Source organism: Bacillus sp. YP1 (assembly GCF_000877815.1).
In the GTDB taxonomy this organism is placed as follows: Bacteria; Bacillota; Bacilli; order Bacillales; family Bacillaceae; genus Bacillus; species Bacillus subtilis.
The window spans coordinates 678,748-697,413 of record NZ_CP010014.1 but is presented as its reverse complement, the minus strand read 5'-3'; the positions used below and the strand labels follow the sequence as shown (position 1 = coordinate 697,413).

Sequence of the window (18,666 nt, the reverse complement as noted above, 5' to 3'; positions counted from 1 at the left end):
TCCGCTTCCGCCCTTTCTATATCCCTGATCCTTCTGCGTACTCCAAATCTTCTGTTTTCTCGAATTCCGACAGCACTCTCTGTCTGATCGCCTGGAAATCCGGAGTCGTCCGGTTTCGCGGATACGCCAGCTGAATGGGCATCAGCTTATGGATTTTCCCCGGTTTGGCCTTAAGGATCGCAAGCTCATTTCCTAAATAAACAGATTCATCTATATCATGAGTCACGAGAATCATCGTTGTTTTTTTCCTCCTCCATATATCCAGCAGCACGTCCTGCAGGTGTTTTCTTGTAAAAGCGTCGAGTGCACCAAACGGTTCATCTAAAAGCAGCACCTCAGGCTCCCGCAGCAGGGCCCGGGCGATGGCTACTCTTTGTGACATGCCGCCTGACAGCTCGCGCGGATATGCTTTTTCCGATCCTTTCAATCTGACAATCTCGATCAGTTCATCCACCTTTTGTTTGACTTTTGGGTCCTTCAAATTCAAGTCGGCTGCAATATTCTGCTCAACAGTCAGCCAAGGAAAGAGGCGGTGTTCCTGAAAAATAAATCCTTGCTGAATACCCGGAGCTGTTACGCTGCGGCCGTTAATTTCAACACTCCCGTCATATTCAGAATCAAGCCCTGCAATAATCTTTAACAGGGTGCTTTTTCCACACCCGCTCGGTCCGATAAGCGTTAGAAATTCGCCTGGTGCGATTGATAATTCTATGTTCTCTAAGACCGTGTTTTTGCGGCCCTCTTGAACAAATGCCTTTTCTTTGATGCTGATGGTCACAGCCACTTTTATCCCTCTCTTTCTGCCAACCCCGCCTTCAAAAAAACAAAAAGGCCCCCATCTCTGTTCTTGTAGAGATGAGAGCCTTCGGCGGTCCGATCAGCTGCCCAATTGTTTTTTTGTTTGAATAACATGTTAATTCAAATTATTCCGATATGTCAACTCTTTTTTAAATACGATTTTTGATATCCTTGTTTATCACTTACTCTGCTTGTTTCGCAAATAGAGAAGGAAAAATTATTTCTCCAAAAATTATTAAGTGTCATAAAAAGCTGTTACAACAAGGTTTTTCAACACTTTCGATACTAGATATCGATTAATAGAGATAACTATTTTATAATAATTATAAAATAATATTGACTTTTTACTTAGAGATGATATTATGTTCTTATAAATTCCAAGAGGTGATAACATGAGTTCAAATAAACTGACAACTAGCTGGGGCGCTCCGGTTGGAGATAATCAAAACTCAATGACTGCCGGTTCTCGCGGACCAACTTTAATTCAAGATGTACATTTACTCGAAAAATTGGCCCATTTCAACCGAGAACGTGTTCCTGAACGTGTTGTTCACGCCAAAGGAGCAGGCGCACACGGATATTTTGAAGTGACAAACGACGTAACAAAATACACGAAAGCCGCTTTCCTTTCTGAAGTCGGCAAACGCACACCGTTGTTCATCCGTTTCTCAACAGTTGCCGGTGAACTTGGCTCTGCTGACACAGTTCGCGATCCGCGCGGATTTGCTGTTAAATTTTATACTGAAGAAGGAAACTACGACATCGTCGGCAACAATACGCCTGTATTCTTTATCCGCGATGCGATTAAGTTCCCTGATTTCATCCATACACAAAAAAGAGATCCAAAAACACACCTGAAAAACCCTACGGCTGTATGGGATTTCTGGTCACTTTCACCAGAGTCACTGCACCAAGTGACAATCCTGATGTCTGACCGCGGAATTCCTGCGACACTTCGCCACATGCACGGCTTCGGAAGCCATACATTCAAATGGACAAATGCCGAAGGCGAAGGCGTATGGATTAAATATCACTTTAAAACAGAACAAGGCGTGAAAAACCTTGATGTCAATACGGCAGCAAAAATTGCCGGTGAAAACCCTGATTACCATACAGAAGACCTTTTCAACGCAATCGAAAACGGTGATTATCCTGCATGGAAACTATATGTGCAAATCATGCCTTTAGAAGATGCAAATACGTACCGTTTCGATCCGTTTGATGTCACAAAAGTTTGGTCTCAAAAAGACTACCCGTTAATCGAGGTCGGACGCATGGTTCTAGACAGAAATCCGGAAAACTACTTTGCAGAGGTAGAACAAGCGACATTTTCACCTGGAACCCTCGTGCCTGGTATTGATGTTTCACCGGATAAAATGCTTCAAGGCCGACTTTTTGCTTATCATGATGCACACCGCTACCGTGTCGGTGCAAACCATCAAGCGCTGCCAATCAACCGCGCACGCAACAAAGTAAACAATTATCAGCGTGATGGGCAAATGCGTTTTGATGATAACGGCGGCGGATCTGTGTATTACGAGCCTAACAGCTTCGGCGGTCCAAAAGAGTCACCTGAGGATAAGCAAGCAGCATATCCGGTACAAGGTATCGCTGACAGCGTAAGCTACGATCACAACGATCACTACACTCAAGCCGGTGATCTGTATCGTTTAATGAGTGAAGATGAACGTACCCGCCTTGTTGAAAATATCGTTAATGCTATGAAGCCGGTAGAAAAAGAAGAAATCAAGCTGCGCCAAATCGAGCACTTCTACAAAGCGGATCCTGAATACGGAAAACGCGTGGCAGAAGGCCTTGGATTGCCGATTAAAAAAGATGCTTAATGGAGAAATGCAAAAACCCGCTGTAGTCAGCGGGTTTTTTTATATTTAGTTACACATTGCGTATGCTTCTCATCAATCTTCATATAAATTTCTTCCATGAGTTCCGCGCTGTTTATAATCTCTCGTTTGTTTTTTTCAATCAGCAGCTCAAGCGGCAAAATCTGATTCCCGTAGGTTTTTCGCTTCCTGAATCGTTTTCTCCCCTTTTCTTTTTTGACTCCCATCAATAATCCCTCCTTTTTCATACAAAAAAGGCCCTTATCTAAAAGATAAGAGCCTTCGGTGTCCCGATCAGCGCGATAAATTTGAAAAATTTGTACTGACCATGTTAATTCATACAATACCGACCTGTCAACTATTTTTTGAGGGTATTGATACTATATCAGATTGCATCCCCGCTTTTTCCTTATACACTCTTATCCCCTGACGCATAAGCTAGAGAAACTAGAATACGAGAGAAAGAGATGTGGGTGTGTGGAAAAGACAAAATTGACCGGACGTATCGTGACACGGGATGATCCGGACTTTCGAGTTAAACGATGGGAGACTACGTAAATTGGCCAGATATCAAAATCAGAAACTGGCCAAGAACATATTACGGCGAAAACGTTGAACGACTCCGCCGTGTCAAAACGAAATATGATCCAGAAAATGTTTTCCGCTTTGAACAGAGTATTCCTCCGCTTCGACGCTCTCTGTTTTTCAAAAAAATGAAGATGGAGCATTCTCCATCTTCATCTTTTTTATTGATATAAATTGCTTCCCGTATCGACAAACTCTTTTGCTTTTTCTTTTAATCCTTTATTTATGGCTTCTGCTTCACTGAGATCGTTTTTCTTCGCATAATCCCGAATATCCTGTGAAATTCTCATGCTGCAAAATTTCGGACCGCACATGGAACAAAAGTGAGCGGTTTTTGCTCCTTCAGCAGGCAGAGTTTCATCATGGTATTCAAGGGCTCTCTCCGGATCAAGAGATAAATTAAACTGATCCCGCCAGCGGAATTCAAAACGGGCTTTCGATAACGCATCATCCCGGGTTTGTGCTCCGGGATGCCCTTTTGCAAGATCCGCAGCGTGCGCAGCGATCTTATATGTAATGACTCCTTCACGAACATCATCACGATTTGGCAGCCCCAAATGCTCCTTCGGCGTTACATAACAAAGCATTGCTGTCCCGTACCAACCGATCATCGCCGCTCCGATCGCTGAAGTAATATGGTCATATCCCGGAGCAATATCCGTTGTCAACGGCCCCAATGTGTAAAAAGGCGCTTCTTTACAAATGTCCATTTGTTTATCGACATTCTCTTTGATTTTATGCATCGGAACATGGCCAGGACCCTCAATCATCACCTGAACATCATGCTTCCAGGCAATTTGCGTCAGCTCTCCAAGCGTCTCTAATTCAGCAAACTGCGCTTCGTCATTGGCATCAGCAATTGATCCGGGACGCAAACCATCCCCAAGAGAGAAAGCAATATCATACATTTTCATAATCTCACATATTTCTTCAAAATGTGTGTATAAAAAGCTTTCTTGATGATGAGCCAGACACCACTGCGCCATAATCGCTCCCCCGCGTGACACGATACCAGTTGTCCGTTTGGCAGTCAGCGGTACATACCTAAGCAAAACACCCGCGTGAATCGTAAAATAATCCACTCCCTGCTCTGCCTGCTCGATTAGCGTATCACGATAAATCTCCCACGTTAAATCCTCAGCTACGCCGTTTACTTTTTCAAGCGCCTGATAAATCGGAACAGTTCCCACAGGCACGGGGCAATTGCGGATAATCCATTCACGCGTCGTATGAATATCTTTTCCGGTAGAGAGATCCATCATCGTATCCGCCCCCCAGCGGATGGCCCACGTCATTTTTTCCACTTCTTCTTCAATGGATGACGTAACCGCTGAATTCCCGATATTTGCATTAATCTTCACATGAAAATTCCGGCCGATAATCATTGGCTCACTTTCAGGGTGATTAATGTTTGAAGGAATAATCGCCCGGCCGCTGGCTACCTCGTCTCTGACGAATTCAGGAGACACATGCTCACGAATGGCGATAAATTCCATCTCAGGTGTAATGATCCCCTTTTTTGCATAGTGCATTTGTGTGACATTTTGACCTGCCTTCGCCCTCAGCGGTTTCCGCTTTAATCCTGGATAGCTTACGTTTGGTTTTGCTTTTTTATAACCGTTATCTTCTGGTTTTATAGCCCGACCTTCATACTCTTCCACGTCACCGCGCTCTGTGATCCATTTTTGGCGGAGCGGCTTTAATCCTTCTTGAATATTAATGGTTACTTCAGGGTCCGTATACGGTCCGCTTGTATCATAGACACGCACAGGCGCGTTTTCCTCTTCGCCGAACGATCCCGTCGTCGGACTCAATGCAATCTCCCTCATCGGCACTTGGATGTCCGAAGAAGAACCCTCCACGTATACCTTCTTGCTGCCTGAAAAACTTGACATAATGGAAATGTTGGCTTGCTGCACTGAATTGTTTTGCATTACTTTTCCTTCCCCTTTCTACGTTTGAAAGGACAAAATCAAGCCCATAACCAGCACAAAAAACCGGATTCATATAAATGAACCCGGTTACAGTCAGAAAGAAACATATTATTGCCCAGCAAGACAATAACAAAAACAATTCCTCTACTTCCCCACGCTGGTACGAACCAGATCAGGTCCAAAGGGTTAAGAAGCTTGCCTTCTCTCTCAGCCCGAAAGCGGGCACCCCCAGTAACTATTGATTTCGCACTCATCTTATCATAAAATCAATCTGAAAAAAAGAGGAATATAGATAATATTCAGCCAATTTCACCCTAAATATTTGACCGGCAACGGGATTTCAGCTATTTCATGTTCAGCCATCATCACCCGATATGCCTTTGCACCCGACCTTGAACTCACAGTCTGAAACAGCTGATCATTTATGAAATGGAGAGCAGCCCCATCATCCGCTGCATAGCCACTGCATAAGAACTTGTTAGATATCAGCTGGTGGTATGCCGGTCTCCGATCCTTTTCCCCGTCATAATGGGGACAAAAGCTCCCTTGCAAAAAACCTAAACTTTTCAAACTTGTCAGCGGTCCGGCTGAATCTGTCACCCCTTCTTCAAACCAGCAGATCGCACCGGCACTTATTCCAGCTACAACCACACCGTTCTTCCATGCTTCCCTGAGAATATGGTCCAGCCCCCACTCTTTCCATAACAAGTAAATTCCGCGTATTTCCCCCGCCAACATAAATCACGTCCATTTCCATAACAAAAGAAGCTAAATCTGATGATGGTGGCTTAAACAAAGATAAATGAGACGGCACGCAATCCAATGTTTGAAATGCATGATAAAACCGCTGAATATAGTTTTGGGAATCTCCGCTCGCCGTCGGCAAAAAACAAATACGAGGCTGCTCTCGTTTTGATTGATTGAGGATATATTGATCGAGGGACAAATTATCCGGCTCCATCGAAAAACCCCCGCCCCCCATCGCAATAATCTGCTTCATCATCACACCCCCCAACAAAATTTGTTGCTTATTATAGCATTTTGTATAGAAGCAAGAAACAAAGCCAAATACTTTCTTATCAGGAGCTGCTAAAAAAACAAAGGAGGTGGTTTCCCATTGAACAAAGTCTTTGTCCCAAAGATATTCTTGATTTGTTAACAACAATAAAAACCAGCATTAACAAATACACTGTCGCAACAACAGCAACCGAAAATCCCCACATCAGAAGAGCATTGCATGATCAATTAGATACAGCTGTTTATCTCCATGATGAACTGTCAGATCTTCTGTTAGAAAAGGGGTGGCTCGGGTGAGCAATTCCAAATCGATTCGCTTTTATCTTACAGCAAAGACCACAAATAGAGACGGGATCTCAAAGATGAGATGCCGTCTCTTTTTTATTGCTCCACTCTTCTTAAAGCCTCATTTACCGTTTCTTTTATAAACACGTCTTCACCGCTTAATCGGTCTAAACTGAGATCACCGTTTCTCAGCCTTTCGGAAATACTGTTTATATCCTCCTCTACTGTGATTTGCAGCTCACCAGCCAAAAACATTCTGTGTAATTCATCTGCAACCAAACTTTCTTTATTCACTTCCATCCACTCCTTTATTTTCAATATTATTCTTAGTCTGTCCCTAGGCCGAGACGAATAATAGGAAAAAAGTATGAATCAGATGAATCTTTTTTCCTCCTTCTTACGTATATCTGTTGAGAAAAAAGAAAAAGGGGAAGATCTAACATGTCACTTTTTAAGAAGCTTGCGGCAAGTGCCGGAATTGGAGCAGCAAAAGTTGATACTATTTTAGAGAAAGACGCATATTTTCCTGGAGAAGAAGTACGGGGAACGGTACATGTCAAAGGCGGAAAAATCGCTCAGGACATCCGTTATATCGATTTACAGCTTAGTACACGGTATGTCATTGTAAAAGACGATGAAGAGCACCGGAAATACGCTACAATTCATTCTTTCCGGGTCACTGGTTCATTTACCATTCAGCCTGGTGAAGAGCATCAATTTCCGTTCACATTCACTCTGCCTCTAGATACGCCGATCACTGTAGGGAAAGTAGAGGTTGCCGTGGTGACAGACCTTGACATTCAAGGCGGTATCGATAAATCCGATCATGACCGCATTTTCGTTGAAGCGCACCCTTGGATTGAAAATGTGCTTGAAGCAATCGAAAACCTGGGCTTCCATCTTAACGAAGCAGACTGCGAACAAGCGCCCTACTTCCAGCGTCGTCTTCCGTTCGTTCAAGAATTCGAATTCGTTCCGACTTCCGGATATTATCGTCAGATGCTTGATGAATTAGAGCTCATTTTCCTTTTAGACGAAGACGGTTTGGAAATCATTTTCGAAGTCGACCGCAGAGCAAGAGGACTCCGAGGGTGGTTGGAAGAGATGTATAATGACGGAGAACAGCTTGTACGCGTCCGTTTCAGCCAATCAGAGCTTGAAGATACAGAAGAGCTAGAAGAGGTGCTAGAAGAGATCCTAGACCAATACGCTGAGTAAGTATAAAAAGGAGCCTCGGCTCCTTTTCTTTAATAAAAAATAAAAACCCGTTTCTGTTAAGAAACGGGTTTTTCAGTATACCGGTGGTCGGGGTCGAACCGACACTCCAGAAGGAACACGATTTTGAGTCGTGCGCGTCTGCCAATTCCGCCACACCGGCAAGTTTTACGTCGTATCTAACCGACGAATATAAATATATCATGGATCTCATAAAGTGTCAACGTATTTCAAAAAAGTTTTTATGGAAATATAAAATAAAAGTGTTGAAAGACTAGCTATACAGCCGCTTTATAATAGGCCTCGGAACTTAACTTGTTATGATAAATCAAAGCATTAAAAAAATGATCTACTTATGTAGATCATTAATATGATTAGTTATAATGATAAAACACAAACACCAATTCAACTTACCATGTAAGTAAAATTGGTGCCGAGGGCCGGACTTGAACCGGCACGGTAGTCACCTACCGCAGGATTTTAAGTCCTGTGTGTCTGCCAATTCCACCACCCCGGCAATAAGAAGGCGACACCCGGATTCGAACCGGGGATAAAGGTTTTGCAGACCTCTGCCTTACCACTTGGCTATGCCGCCGTAATTGGAGCGGAAGACGGGATTCGAACCCGCGACCCCCACCTTGGCAAGGTGGTGTTCTACCACTGAACTACTTCCGCATTTTTAATGGACTTAATACATTATATGCAGTTGATATAAAAAGTGAGACTGGGCTAGCTGGATTCGAACCAACGCATGACGGAGTCAAAGTCCGTTGCCTTACCGCTTGGCTATAGCCCAATGATAATATGGGGCGATTGATGGGAATCGAACCCACGAGTGCCAGAGCCACAATCTGGTGCGTTAACCACTTCGCCACAACCGCCATAATCTCAAGATGTCATAAATTTGGCAGGGGCAGTAGGAATCGAACCCACACCGGAGGTTTTGGAGACCTCTGTTCTACCGTTAAACTATGCCCCTATAAATGATGGAGGGGGGCAGATTCGAACTGCCGAACCCTGAGGGAGCGGATTTACAGTCCGCCGCGTTTAGCCACTTCGCTACCCCTCCACATTAAATTTTTAAAAAACAGTGCCGGCAAGAGGACTTGAACCCCCAACCTACTGATTACAAGTCAGTTGCTCTACCAATTGAGCTACACCGGCATAGGTGGTGGCTCGGGACGGAATCGAACCGCCGACACACGGATTTTCAGTCCGTTGCTCTACCAACTGAGCTACCGAGCCTAAGTATTCAAATGGCGGTCCGGACGGGACTCGAACCCGCGACCTCCTGCGTGACAGGCAGGCATTCTAACCAACTGAACTACCGGACCATTTTAAAATTTGGTTGCGGGGGCAGGATTTGAACCTGCGACCTTCGGGTTATGAGCCCGACGAGCTACCGAACTGCTCCACCCCGCGATGATATAATGGTGGAGGATGACGGGCTCGAACCGCCGACCCTCTGCTTGTAAGGCAGATGCTCTCCCAGCTGAGCTAATCCTCCATCATATAATGACCCGTACGGGATTCGAACCCGTGTTACCGCCGTGAAAGGGCGGTGTCTTAACCGCTTGACCAACGGGCCCAGACTTTCAATTGTAATTATGTATAAGTATCAGTGGCGGAGAGCAAGGGATTCGAACCCTTGAGACGGAGTTGACCGCCTACACGATTTCCAATCGTGCTCCTTCGACCACTCGGACAGCTCTCCAATAATGGCTCCGCAGGTAGGATTCGAACCTACGACCGATCGGTTAACAGCCGATAGCTCTACCACTGAGCTACTGCGGAATGAAGTCTGCCTGGCGATGTCCTACTCTCACAGGGGGAAACCCCCGACTACCATCGGCGCTGAAGAGCTTAACTTCCGTGTTCGGCATGGGAACGGGTGTGACCTCTTCGCCATCATCACCAGACAATTTCAGTGACATTTAACATTATACTATGTATTCTTGAGAAAATCAAGTGTTTTTTTGAAAAACTTATTCTCTCAAAACTAGATAACAGGTGTGACATCATTCAAAAATATGGTTAAGCCCTCGATCGATTAGTATCTGTCAGCTCCATGTGTCGCCACACTTCCACCTCAGACCTATCAACCTGATCATCTTTCAGGGATCTTACTTCCTTGCGGAATGGGAAATCTCATCTTGAGGGGGGCTTCATGCTTAGATGCTTTCAGCACTTATCCCGTCCGCACATAGCTACCCAGCGATGCCCTTGGCAGAACAACTGGTACACCAGCGGTGCGTCCATCCCGGTCCTCTCGTACTAAGGACAGCTCCTCTCAAATTTCCTGCGCCCGCGACGGATAGGGACCGAACTGTCTCACGACGTTCTGAACCCAGCTCGCGTACCGCTTTAATGGGCGAACAGCCCAACCCTTGGGACCGACTACAGCCCCAGGATGCGATGAGCCGACATCGAGGTGCCAAACCTCCCCGTCGATGTGGACTCTTGGGGGAGATAAGCCTGTTATCCCCGGGGTAGCTTTTATCCGTTGAGCGATGGCCCTTCCATGCGGAACCACCGGATCACTAAGCCCGACTTTCGTCCCTGCTCGACTTGTAGGTCTCGCAGTCAAGCTCCCTTGTGCCTTTACACTCTGCGAATGATTTCCAACCATTCTGAGGGAACCTTTGGGCGCCTCCGTTACCTTTTAGGAGGCGACCGCCCCAGTCAAACTGCCCACCTGACACTGTCTCCCCGCCCGATAAGGGCGGCGGGTTAGAAGGTCAATACAGCCAGGGTAGTATCCCACCGATGCCTCCACCGAAGCTGGCGCTCCGGTTTCCAAGGCTCCTACCTATCCTGTACAAGCTGTACCAACATTCAATATCAGGCTGCAGTAAAGCTCCACGGGGTCTTTCCGTCCTGTCGCGGGTAACCTGCATCTTCACAGGTACTATAATTTCACCGAGTCTCTCGTTGAGACAGTGCCCAGATCGTTGCGCCTTTCGTGCGGGTCGGAACTTACCCGACAAGGAATTTCGCTACCTTAGGACCGTTATAGTTACGGCCGCCGTTTACTGGGGCTTCAATTCGCACCTTCGCTTACGCTAAGCGCTCCTCTTAACCTTCCAGCACCGGGCAGGCGTCAGCCCCTATACTTCGCCTTACGGCTTCGCAGAGACCTGTGTTTTTGCTAAACAGTCGCCTGGGCCTATTCACTGCGGCTCTCTCGGGCTTGCACCCTAACAGAGCACCCCTTCTCCCGAAGTTACGGGGTCATTTTGCCGAGTTCCTTAACGAGAGTTCTCTCGATCACCTTAGGATTCTCTCCTCGCCTACCTGTGTCGGTTTGCGGTACGGGCACCTCTCACCTCGCTAGAGGCTTTTCTTGGCAGTGTGGAATCAGGAACTTCGCTACTATATTTCGCTCGCCATCACAGCTCAGCCTTATGGGAAACGGATTTGCCTATTTCCCAGCCTAACTGCTTGGACGCGGATATCCAATACCGCGCTTACCCTATCCTCCTGCGTCCCCCCATTGCTCAAATGGTGAGGAGGTGGTACAGGAATATCAACCTGTTGTCCATCGCCTACGCCTTTCGGCCTCGGCTTAGGTCCCGACTAACCCTGAGCGGACGAGCCTTCCTCAGGAAACCTTAGGCATTCGGTGGAGGGGATTCTCACCCCTCTTTCGCTACTCATACCGGCATTCTCACTTCTAAGCGCTCCACCAGTCCTTCCGGTCTGGCTTCACAGCCCTTAGAACGCTCTCCTACCACTGTTCGAAGAACAGTCCGCAGCTTCGGTGATACGTTTAGCCCCGGTACATTTTCGGCGCAGAGTCACTCGACCAGTGAGCTATTACGCACTCTTTAAATGGTGGCTGCTTCTAAGCCAACATCCTGGTTGTCTAAGCAACTCCACATCCTTTTCCACTTAACGTATACTTTGGGACCTTAGCTGGCGGTCTGGGCTGTTTCCCTTTCGACTACGGATCTTATCACTCGCAGTCTGACTCCCAAGGATAAGTCATTGGCATTCGGAGTTTGACTGAATTCGGTAACCCGGTAGGGGCCCCTAGTCCAATCAGTGCTCTACCTCCAAGACTCTTACCTTGAGGCTAGCCCTAAAGCTATTTCGGAGAGAACCAGCTATCTCCAGGTTCGATTGGCATTTCACCCCTACCCACACCTCATCCCCGCACTTTTCAACGTGCGTGGGTTCGGGCCTCCATTCAGTGTTACCTGAACTTCACCCTGGACATGGGTAGATCACCTGGTTTCGGGTCTACGACCACGTACTCATGCGCCCTATTCAGACTCGCTTTCGCTGCGGCTCCGCATCTTCTGCTTAACCTTGCACGGGATCGTAACTCGCCGGTTCATTCTACAAAAGGCACGCCATCACCCGTTAACGGGCTCTGACTACTTGTAGGCACACGGTTTCAGGATCTCTTTCACTCCCCTTCCGGGGTGCTTTTCACCTTTCCCTCACGGTACTGGTTCACTATCGGTCACTAGGGAGTATTTAGCCTTGGGAGATGGTCCTCCCGGATTCCGACGGAATTTCACGTGTTCCGCCGTACTCAGGATCCACTCAGGAGAGAACGAAGTTTTGACTACAGGGCTGTTACCTCCTATGGCGGGCCTTTCCAGACCTCTTCATCTACCTCGTTCCTTTGTAACTCCGTACAGAGTGTCCTACAACCCCAAGAGGCAAGCCTCTTGGTTTGGGCTAATCCCGTTTCGCTCGCCGCTACTCAGGGAATCGCATTTGCTTTCTCTTCCTCCGGGTACTTAGATGTTTCAGTTCCCCGGGTCTGCCTTCTCATATCCTATGAATTCAGATATGGATACCACTCCATTACGAGTGGTGGGTTTCCCCATTCGGAAATCTCCGGATCAAAGCTTGCTTACAGCTCCCCGAAGCATATCGGTGTTCGTCCCGTCCTTCATCGGCTCCTAGTGCCAAGGCATCCACCGTGCGCCCTTTCTAACTTAACCGTTAAAAAGAATCACTATGTGATATCTTGTATTACTAATTGAATGTGATGTCTACTGTTATCTAGTTTTCAAAGAACACGTTTCGAAGGAATGATCCTTCAAAACTAAACAAGACAGGGAACGTTCTGTTTATAAGACCCAAGGTCTTATATTCCGTATAATATCCTTAGAAAGGAGGTGATCCAGCCGCACCTTCCGATACGGCTACCTTGTTACGACTTCACCCCAATCATCTGTCCCACCTTCGGCGGCTGGCTCCTAAAAGGTTACCTCACCGACTTCGGGTGTTACAAACTCTCGTGGTGTGACGGGCGGTGTGTACAAGGCCCGGGAACGTATTCACCGCGGCATGCTGATCCGCGATTACTAGCGATTCCAGCTTCACGCAGTCGAGTTGCAGACTGCGATCCGAACTGAGAACAGATTTGTGGGATTGGCTTAACCTCGCGGTTTCGCTGCCCTTTGTTCTGTCCATTGTAGCACGTGTGTAGCCCAGGTCATAAGGGGCATGATGATTTGACGTCATCCCCACCTTCCTCCGGTTTGTCACCGGCAGTCACCTTAGAGTGCCCAACTGAATGCTGGCAACTAAGATCAAGGGTTGCGCTCGTTGCGGGACTTAACCCAACATCTCACGACACGAGCTGACGACAACCATGCACCACCTGTCACTCTGCCCCCGAAGGGGACGTCCTATCTCTAGGATTGTCAGAGGATGTCAAGACCTGGTAAGGTTCTTCGCGTTGCTTCGAATTAAACCACATGCTCCACCGCTTGTGCGGGCCCCCGTCAATTCCTTTGAGTTTCAGTCTTGCGACCGTACTCCCCAGGCGGAGTGCTTAATGCGTTAGCTGCAGCACTAAGGGGCGGAAACCCCCTAACACTTAGCACTCATCGTTTACGGCGTGGACTACCAGGGTATCTAATCCTGTTCGCTCCCCACGCTTTCGCTCCTCAGCGTCAGTTACAGACCAGAGAGTCGCCTTCGCCACTGGTGTTCCTCCACATCTCTACGCATTTCACCGCTACACGTGGAATTCCACTCTCCTCTTCTGCACTCAAGTTCCCCAGTTTCCAATGACCCTCCCCGGTTGAGCCGGGGGCTTTCACATCAGACTTAAGAAACCGCCTGCGAGCCCTTTACGCCCAATAATTCCGGACAACGCTTGCCACCTACGTATTACCGCGGCTGCTGGCACGTAGTTAGCCGTGGCTTTCTGGTTAGGTACCGTCAAGGTACCGCCCTATTCGAACGGTACTTGTTCTTCCCTAACAACAGAGCTTTACGATCCGAAAACCTTCATCACTCACGCGGCGTTGCTCCGTCAGACTTTCGTCCATTGCGGAAGATTCCCTACTGCTGCCTCCCGTAGGAGTCTGGGCCGTGTCTCAGTCCCAGTGTGGCCGATCACCCTCTCAGGTCGGCTACGCATCGTTGCCTTGGTGAGCCGTTACCTCACCAACTAGCTAATGCGCCGCGGGTCCATCTGTAAGTGGTAGCCGAAGCCACCTTTTATGTTTGAACCATGCGGTTCAAACAACCATCCGGTATTAGCCCCGGTTTCCCGGAGTTATCCCAGTCTTACAGGCAGGTTACCCACGTGTTACTCACCCGTCCGCCGCTAACATCAGGGAGCAAGCTCCCATCTGTCCGCTCGACTTGCATGTATTAGGCACGCCGCCAGCGTTCGTCCTGAGCCAGGATCAAACTCTCCGATAAATGGATCACAGGTTAAGTCCACCGCTTCCTGCGGCGACACCTGTGTGACCTGCGTCATGCAGGCCCTAGTTTGACTGACTACGCACATCGCTGTGCGATTTTTTAAAAACTGAATTAACAGGTACGTTTTGTCTTGTTTAGTTTTCAAAGATCATTTTCACTTCTTGTTGAAGCGACTTTATTAATATAACATTTTGACTTTCTTTTGTCAAATGTTTTTTTGATTTATTTTCCCGCCGCTGTGAGCTTGTTTTCTCAGAAGCGCATCAGCGACGTTTAATAATATAACACGGTCAAGAATCAGAGTCAACACCTTTTTTAAAAGAATATCCTCGGTGATAGACAGCCTGTCCTTTCGTTTCTATCTGGCAGACGTTGATAAGTCCCTTTTCTGTCAAGTAATCAAGCATAACGCCAAGATCTTGGGTAAAGTGCTTTAGGTCATGATGTTGAAGAAGCTCACCGAATTGCCAAATGTCTTTTTCTTTCATTACTTCGAAAAGATGCGCCGAACCGATCTCGGCTTTGGAATGGATGAGAAAATCATTTGCTAAGAATAATAATTCAAGTCTTTTTTCCAGGCTCTCGTGACTTTCAATCAGCTCGGAATATAACTTGTACACTTGCGGCTCCATCTGGCGCACTTGGCTCCACACCGTGGTTTCGGGATGGAATCCTCTGTCGATTACTTCAATACGTGCTAAATGATGCAGCGCATGAACAACGGCGTTGTAGGCATCTAAAAATTGATTGGCTTCAAAAAAAGCTTTCCCTTCAACATACCTTCTGATTAATTTGCCGTATTCGAGTCCGATCTTCAGTTTACGTTCGGCAAACGGAAATGTATTCAGCCTGTCAATCAGTTCAACTACGTATTCATTACGGTCAAACAAGACTCTGCCATTTACAATCCAATCTATGATTCTTCTATTTGTTCCAAGCAAAATCCATTCTTGAATCTGAGAATCTGTTACCACATGCAAAGAAGCTGTTTGATGATCAAATTCATAATGCTTTATAAAAACTGGCTCATCAGCATCCTTTACAATCACCAGCAAAGCTGCATCAAAGTTATCTGTTAAGGAAGATGTTTTGTTTCTTCTCTCAATCATAATGACAGCCAATGTATTGGGGTGACTTGCTCTTTCTTGGTAAATTGGACGGAGAAGATTTTCCATCACTATTCCTCCAATGCAATTGTTCAAATTTTTTTATTCTCTATTTGATTCAATTCTATGGTTAAAACGAAATTCCTTTTTTCTAAACACATTGAACTATTATAAACAATTTCACAGTAACTCTCCATATGTAAATTCCAGTTCAACCGAAAACATGAAGAAAATCCCATCGGGTTTGTGCTATAGTTAAATCAGAGGGGGATGGACATGGCGAAATACTCCAGCAAAATTAATAAAATCAGAACATTTGCGTTAAGTTTGGTTTTCGTTGGGTTTATCATTATGTACATCGGGATCTTTTTCAAAGAGTCAGTTTTGCTTTCTAGTTTGTTTATGATACTTGGGCTTTTATCCATCGGTCTCAGCACGGTAGTTTACTTTTGGATCGGAATGCTTTCGACCAAAGCGGTTCGCGTCATTTGTCCGGGCTGTGAAAAAGAGACAAAGGTTTTAGGAAGAGTCGATATGTGCATGCATTGCCGAGAGCCGCTGACTTTAGATAAGGGATTAGAAGGAAAAGAATTTGATGAGTCTTATAATAAAAAGAAAATGTCGAAATAAAATAAGCTGACCGTTTCGTGCGGTCAGCTTATTTTTAATGATTTTCTTTTTTCGAACACTCTTGGCAGACGCCGTAAATTTCTAAACGGTGGTGGCTGACCTTGAAGCCCGTGACGTGGGCAGCGAGCTGCTCCACTTCATCAAGGCCCGGGTAGTGGAAGTCCACAATTTTACCGCAGTTTTCGCAAATCGCGTGATAGTGATCAGATGTCACAAAATCGAATCTGCTGGAAGCATCACCGTATGTGAGCTCTTTTACCAAACCTGATTCTCGGAACACACGCAAATTGTTATATACCGTCGCTACGCTCATGTTAGGAAATTTCCCTTCCAGAGCTTTATATATATCGTCCGCTGTTGGATGAGCCATAGAGTTAACGAGATATTCCAGAATCGCATGACGTTGAGGAGTAATGCGAACTCCGGTTTCCTTCAACGTTTCTAAGGCTTCTTTTAGTTCATGTGCAGCCATCCGTCATGCACCTCTCTTCTAAAAAAAATTCTTACATTGTAATGTTTATAATTAGTGTAACTCTTTCTACGATAATTTGTCAATTGATATCAGGGTAAAAGTAAGCATAGGCTCATAGAGATTTACTTTTCCGACATATCTTTGAGGGTTTGAAGCGCTTCGGCTACATGGTCCTTTACTTTTACTTTTCTCCATTCTTTAATGAGCCGGCCTTCTTTATCAATTAAAAAAGTGGAACGTTCGATTCCCATATACTCTTTTCCGAAGTTTTTCTTCAGCTTCCACACATCAAACGCTTCCGCCAGCTTATGCTCGTCATCAACAAGAAGCAGAAATGGCAGGTTATGCTTCTCTTTAAATTTTCCGTGTTTTTCCTGGCTGTCCGGGCTGACGCCAATAATGACGGCATCCAGTTCGGCGAAGCTTTCGTGACTGTCCCGAAAATCGCATGCTTCAGTTGTACATCCCGGTGTCATGTCCTTTGGATAAAAATAAAGCACGATGTACTTTCCTTTATAATCCGATAATTTTACTGTTTCCCCATGATCGCCTTTTAACTCAAGATCAGGCGCTTTTTGTCCGATTTCTATAGTCATTACGTTACCTCCGGATGTTTTTTTATTAAGCGTATCCAATTCTTGTCCGGATTACAACCATCTCAGCTGAATCTGAAGCCCGAAGCCATTGTTCTTGTTCGGAAGCATGCTACAATAGAAAGGACGCATGGAGATATAGGAGGTTTTTATTCTTGCATACAAAATCAATTGAACTTCACAATGAGGCATTACAGCACATTGTCGGCGGTGTAAACAGCCCGTCTAGATCATATAAAGCAGTCGGCGGCGGTTCTCCTGTTGCAATGGAGAAAGCAAGCGGCGCTTATTTTTGGGATGTGGACGGCAACAAATACATCGATTATTTAGCGGCGTACGGTCCGATTATTACAGGACATGCCCACCCACATATTACAGAAGCGATTAAAAAAGCGGCAGAGAACGGTGTATTGTATGGAACACCAACGAAACACGAGGTTACATTTGCAAAGATGCTCAAAGAAGCCATTCCCGCTATGGACAAAGTAAGATTCGTCAATTCGGGTACAGAAGCCGTTATGACGACCATCCGCGTGGCTCGCGCATATACAGGCCGGACAAAAATCATTAAATTTGCGGGCTGCTATCACGGGCATTCGGACCTTGTGCTTGTCGCCGCAGGCTCCGGCCCGTCTACTCTCGGCACACCAGACTCAGCCGGTGTACCGAAAAGCATTGCAAACGAAGTGATCACAGTACCATTTAATGATATCGATAGCTATAAAGCGGCTCTTGATAAATGGGGCAGTGAAATCGCGGCAGTTCTCGTTGAACCGATTGTCGGCAACTTCGGTATCGTCGAGCCGAAAGAGGGCTTCTTAGAAAAAGTAAATGAATTGACACATAATGCAGGCGCTCTCGTTATTTACGATGAAGTCATTACGGCTTTCCGCTTTATGTATGGCGGCGCGCAGGATCTCTTACAGGTGAAACCAGATTTAACAGCACTCGGGAAAATTATCGGCGGCGGACTTCCGATTGGCGCCTATGGCGGCAAACAAGAAATCATGGAGCAGGTAGCTCCGCTAGGGCCTGCTTATCAGGCAGGAACAATGGCAGGGAACCCCGCTTCCATCCTATCAGGCATCGCTTGTCTGGAAGTGCTCAAAGAAAAAGGCGTGTATGAAAAGCTTGATCACCTTGGCGCTATGCTTGAGGAAGGCATTTTGAAGCACGCAGAAACACACGGCATCACCATTACGGTCAACCGGTTAAAAGGTGCGCTCACGGTATACTTCTCTGATGAGAAAGTGGAAAATTACGAGCAGGCTGAACGGAGTGACGGAGAAACATTCGCTACGTTTTTCAAGCTGATGCTGGAACGCGGAATTAATTTAGCACCTTCTAAGTATGAAGCTTGGTTTATTACCACAGCACATACAGAGCAGGATATTAAAGACACGCTTGCAGCGGTCGAGGATGCTTTTAAACATCTTAAAAACTAGAATCAGATACTTTGAACAGGAGCTTTGGGCTCCTGTTTTTTTATGGAATCAAACAACGTGTAAG

The 18,666-nt window shown here is 46.2% G+C and carries 12 protein-coding genes, 16 tRNA genes, 3 rRNA genes, 2 pseudogenes and 1 riboswitch; of the genes and pseudogenes, 6 read left to right on the top strand and 27 right to left on the bottom strand.

All coding sequences use genetic code 11. The features are described from left to right. Positions 1 to 16 precede the first annotated feature (16 nt). On the bottom strand, positions 17 to 784 hold the full coding sequence (locus tag QF06_RS03345) for an ABC transporter ATP-binding protein (protein WP_041851052.1): 768 nt from the start codon (positions 782 to 784) through the stop codon (positions 17 to 19). Between the two features lie 406 nt (positions 785 to 1,190). Here QF06_RS03345 and katA point away from each other — a divergent pair, with 406 nt between their 5' ends. Then, the gene (katA, locus tag QF06_RS03340; protein WP_014476225.1) at positions 1,191 to 2,642 is read left to right on the top strand and encodes a catalase KatA; all 1,452 of its coding nucleotides are present in this window, start codon (positions 1,191 to 1,193) and stop codon (positions 2,640 to 2,642) included. A 26-nt stretch (positions 2,643 to 2,668) separates the two neighbouring features. On the opposite strand, the gene senS is transcribed toward katA, so the two are convergent. After that, positions 2,669 to 2,866, bottom strand: coding sequence for a transcriptional regulator SenS (senS, locus tag QF06_RS03335; RefSeq protein WP_003245192.1), 198 nt, complete (start codon positions 2,864 to 2,866; stop codon positions 2,669 to 2,671). A gap of 312 nt (positions 2,867 to 3,178) precedes the next feature. Here senS and QF06_RS03330 point away from each other — a divergent pair. Beyond that, positions 3,179 to 3,397 (top strand): annotated as a pseudogene (locus QF06_RS03330) (BBE domain-containing protein); the annotation flags it as partial. Here the strand turns inward: QF06_RS03330 and thiC are convergent. Next, the gene (thiC, locus tag QF06_RS03325) at positions 3,386 to 5,158 is read right to left on the bottom strand and encodes a phosphomethylpyrimidine synthase ThiC (protein WP_015715545.1); all 1,773 of its coding nucleotides are present in this window, start codon (positions 5,156 to 5,158) and stop codon (positions 3,386 to 3,388) included. The pseudogene QF06_RS03330 and the gene thiC overlap by 12 nt on opposite strands. 132 nt (positions 5,159 to 5,290) lie before the next feature. Further along, a riboswitch (TPP riboswitch) is annotated at positions 5,291 to 5,398 on the bottom strand. Between the two features lie 69 nt (positions 5,399 to 5,467). Then, positions 5,468 to 6,158 (bottom strand): annotated as a pseudogene (locus QF06_RS03320) (Type 1 glutamine amidotransferase-like domain-containing protein). A gap of 41 nt (positions 6,159 to 6,199) precedes the next feature. On the opposite strand from QF06_RS03320, the gene QF06_RS20915 reads away from it, so the two are divergent. After that, positions 6,200 to 6,472: a spore coat protein gene (locus tag QF06_RS20915; protein WP_010886449.1), complete on the top strand. Its 273-nt coding sequence runs from the start codon at positions 6,200 to 6,202 to the stop codon at positions 6,470 to 6,472. An 84-nt stretch (positions 6,473 to 6,556) separates the two neighbouring features. Here the strand turns inward: QF06_RS20915 and QF06_RS03315 are convergent, their stop codons facing one another. Beyond that, positions 6,557 to 6,760, bottom strand: a complete 204-nt coding sequence (locus QF06_RS03315; protein WP_041851054.1) for a hypothetical protein — start codon at positions 6,758 to 6,760, stop codon at positions 6,557 to 6,559. A 141-nt stretch (positions 6,761 to 6,901) separates the two neighbouring features. Here QF06_RS03315 and spo0M point away from each other — a divergent pair, with 141 nt between their 5' ends. Further along, on the top strand, positions 6,902 to 7,678 hold the full coding sequence (gene spo0M / locus QF06_RS03310) for a sporulation control protein Spo0M (protein ID WP_041851055.1): 777 nt from the start codon (positions 6,902 to 6,904) through the stop codon (positions 7,676 to 7,678). Between the two features lie 78 nt (positions 7,679 to 7,756). On the opposite strand, the gene QF06_RS03305 is transcribed toward spo0M, so the two are convergent. The 20 genes from QF06_RS03305 to QF06_RS03210 all read right to left on the bottom strand — a co-directional run bounded on the left by QF06_RS03305 (position 7,757) and on the right by QF06_RS03210 (position 15,531). Beyond that, positions 7,757 to 7,838, bottom strand: a tRNA-Leu gene (locus tag QF06_RS03305). A gap of 265 nt (positions 7,839 to 8,103) precedes the next feature. Then, positions 8,104 to 8,192, bottom strand: a tRNA-Leu gene (locus tag QF06_RS03300). Between the two features lie 7 nt (positions 8,193 to 8,199). After that, positions 8,200 to 8,270 (bottom strand) — tRNA-Cys (locus QF06_RS03295). Between the two features lie 5 nt (positions 8,271 to 8,275). Further along, positions 8,276 to 8,350, bottom strand: a tRNA-Gly gene (locus tag QF06_RS03290). A gap of 49 nt (positions 8,351 to 8,399) precedes the next feature. Continuing rightward, a tRNA-Gln gene (locus QF06_RS03285) sits at positions 8,400 to 8,471 on the bottom strand. A 9-nt stretch (positions 8,472 to 8,480) separates the two neighbouring features. After that, positions 8,481 to 8,556, bottom strand: a tRNA-His gene (locus QF06_RS03280). 24 nt (positions 8,557 to 8,580) lie between these two features. After that, positions 8,581 to 8,654: transfer RNA gene (locus QF06_RS03275), tRNA-Trp, on the bottom strand. An 8-nt stretch (positions 8,655 to 8,662) separates the two neighbouring features. Continuing rightward, positions 8,663 to 8,744: transfer RNA gene (locus QF06_RS03270), tRNA-Tyr, on the bottom strand. 22 nt (positions 8,745 to 8,766) lie between these two features. Further along, positions 8,767 to 8,839 (bottom strand) — tRNA-Thr (locus QF06_RS03265). Between the two features lie 5 nt (positions 8,840 to 8,844). Then, a tRNA-Phe gene (locus QF06_RS03260) sits at positions 8,845 to 8,920 on the bottom strand. A 12-nt stretch (positions 8,921 to 8,932) separates the two neighbouring features. Continuing rightward, positions 8,933 to 9,009, bottom strand: a tRNA-Asp gene (locus QF06_RS03255). An 11-nt stretch (positions 9,010 to 9,020) separates the two neighbouring features. Continuing rightward, positions 9,021 to 9,097, bottom strand: a tRNA-Met gene (locus QF06_RS03250). A 9-nt stretch (positions 9,098 to 9,106) separates the two neighbouring features. After that, positions 9,107 to 9,182: transfer RNA gene (locus QF06_RS03245), tRNA-Val, on the bottom strand. Between the two features lie 9 nt (positions 9,183 to 9,191). Beyond that, positions 9,192 to 9,263 (bottom strand) — tRNA-Glu (locus QF06_RS03240). 34 nt (positions 9,264 to 9,297) lie between these two features. Beyond that, positions 9,298 to 9,389, bottom strand: a tRNA-Ser gene (locus QF06_RS03235). A 5-nt stretch (positions 9,390 to 9,394) separates the two neighbouring features. Further along, positions 9,395 to 9,469, bottom strand: a tRNA-Asn gene (locus QF06_RS03230). 9 nt (positions 9,470 to 9,478) lie between these two features. Then, positions 9,479 to 9,594, bottom strand: a 5S ribosomal RNA gene (gene rrf, locus QF06_RS03225). A 111-nt stretch (positions 9,595 to 9,705) separates the two neighbouring features. Beyond that, positions 9,706 to 12,633, bottom strand: a 23S ribosomal RNA gene (locus QF06_RS03220). Positions 12,634 to 12,803: 170 nt separating this feature from the next. Further along, positions 12,804 to 14,353, bottom strand: a 16S ribosomal RNA gene (locus QF06_RS03215). Together the 16S, 23S and 5S rRNA genes with 16 tRNA genes alongside form the textbook arrangement of a ribosomal RNA operon. Positions 14,354 to 14,646: 293 nt before the next feature. Then, positions 14,647 to 15,531: a nucleotidyltransferase-like protein gene (locus QF06_RS03210; protein ID WP_003243727.1), complete on the bottom strand. Its 885-nt coding sequence runs from the start codon at positions 15,529 to 15,531 to the stop codon at positions 14,647 to 14,649. 207 nt (positions 15,532 to 15,738) lie between these two features. Here QF06_RS03210 and QF06_RS03205 point away from each other — a divergent pair, with 207 nt between their 5' ends. Then, a complete protein-coding gene (locus QF06_RS03205; protein WP_014113119.1) occupies positions 15,739 to 16,092 on the top strand; it encodes a YgzB family protein in 354 nt (117 codons plus the stop codon). Positions 16,093 to 16,126: 34 nt separating this feature from the next. On the opposite strand, the gene perR is transcribed toward QF06_RS03205, so the two are convergent. Both perR and bcp read right to left on the bottom strand, forming a co-directional pair. Beyond that, complete coding sequence (perR, locus tag QF06_RS03200; RefSeq protein WP_003223285.1) at positions 16,127 to 16,564, bottom strand: peroxide-responsive transcriptional repressor PerR; 438 nt, start codon at positions 16,562 to 16,564, stop codon at positions 16,127 to 16,129. Between the two features lie 122 nt (positions 16,565 to 16,686). Then, complete coding sequence (gene bcp, locus QF06_RS03195; RefSeq protein WP_003233532.1) at positions 16,687 to 17,160, bottom strand: thioredoxin-dependent thiol peroxidase; 474 nt, start codon at positions 17,158 to 17,160, stop codon at positions 16,687 to 16,689. Positions 17,161 to 17,312: 152 nt separating this feature from the next. Between bcp and QF06_RS03190 the strand changes: the two genes are divergently transcribed. After that, positions 17,313 to 18,602 carry a glutamate-1-semialdehyde 2,1-aminomutase gene (locus QF06_RS03190; protein ID WP_015715541.1) on the top strand — a complete coding sequence of 430 codons (1,290 nt, stop codon included), beginning with the start codon at positions 17,313 to 17,315 and terminating at the stop codon, positions 18,600 to 18,602. Positions 18,603 to 18,666 lie beyond the last annotated feature (64 nt).